The organism is Streptomyces sp. ICN903, assembly GCF_022015835.1.
Classification (GTDB): domain Bacteria; phylum Actinomycetota; class Actinomycetes; order Streptomycetales; family Streptomycetaceae; genus Streptomyces; species Streptomyces fenghuangensis.
This window is the reverse complement of record NZ_JAKMAY010000575.1, coordinates 1-1,226: the sequence shown is the minus strand read 5'-3', so window position 1 is coordinate 1,226 and position 1,226 is coordinate 1. Positions and strand designations below refer to the sequence as shown.

Below are 1,226 nucleotides of genomic sequence, written 5' to 3'. Positions count from 1 at the left end.
GGGGCCGCCGGCCTCCGCCCGGCCCCGCCAGTAGGCCAGATCGGCGCGGGTGGCGGCGATGCTGGGGTGGTGGGGGCCGAGGATCTGGAGCCGGTCGGCGAGGAGGTCGGTGAGCGCGGCCACGGCCGCCGCCGGATCCCCGGCCGCGCCGCGCCAGCGGGCCAGGTTGTGCCGCACGCCCAGGGTGCCGGGGTGGTCCGGGCCCAGCACCGTCAGGTAGTCGGTGAGGAGGCCGGTGAAGGTCTCGACGGCTCCGGCGCGGTCGCCCGCCTTCCCCCGCAGGTGGGCGAGTTCGTGGCGGGTGGCGAGGGTGTCGGGGTGGTCGGGGCCGATGATGCGCAGGCGGTCGGTGAGCAGCTCGGCGAAAGCCGCCCTGGCGCCCGCGATGTCGCCCGACGCGCCCCGCCACCGGGCCAGTTCGTGCCGGGCGGCGAGAGTGCGGGGGTGGTCCGGGTCGAGGAGGCGCAGACAGTCGGCGAGGAGATCGGTGAAGGTGGCGATGGCCCCGGCGTGGTCGCCCGTCCTCCCCCGCAGACGGGCGAGTTCGTGGCGGGTGGCGAGGGTGTCGGGGTGGTCGGGGCCGATGATGCGCAGGCGGTCGGTGAAGAGTTCCGCGAAGGCCGTCCTGGCGCCGGTGGTGTCCCCGGCCGCGCCGCGCCAGCGGGCCAGGTTGTGCCGGACGCCCAGGGTGCCGGGGTGGTCCGGGCCCAGCACCCTCAGATAGTCGGCGAGGATCCCGGTGAGGGCGGTTTGGGCGTACTCCACCTTCCCCGCCATGCCGTGCCAGTGGGCGAGCCGGTGCCGGGCGTTGAGGGTGTCGGGGTGGTCGGGGCCGAACCGGGCGCCCACGGAGTCGGCCAGGTGCTGGAAGTGGACCAGGGCGGCGGCCACCTGGCCGGCACTGCCCAGGCTGCGGCCGGAGCGGAAGAGCAGCGGATGGGTCTCGGGCCGGTACAGGGCCTCTCCTGCGTACCGGGCCAGGGCGTCGGTGTTGGCGCGCAGCGCCTGGGCGAGCGCGGTGTCGCGCTCCACCTCCGGCCAGGCGGCCATCAGCGCGTCGGCGGCGGTACGGGCCAGGGCGTCGCGCCGCCCGGGGCCGAGGGAGTCGCGGGCGATGCGCTGGATGAGCTGGTGGACGCGTACCGCCCTGTGGGGGGCGCCGGGGGAGTGCTCGATCAGGCTCAGGCGGTGCAGGGCCCGCAGCGCGCCGACGGCGTCCTCGGCGG

The 1,226-nt window shown here is 76.9% G+C and carries 1 protein-coding gene; it reads right to left on the bottom strand.

Annotation, left to right across the window (positions count from 1 at the left end; genetic code table 11):
• A partial coding sequence (locus L7D48_RS28895) for a tetratricopeptide repeat protein (RefSeq protein ID WP_237884073.1) occupies positions 1–1,226 on the bottom strand: 1,226 nt, incomplete at both ends.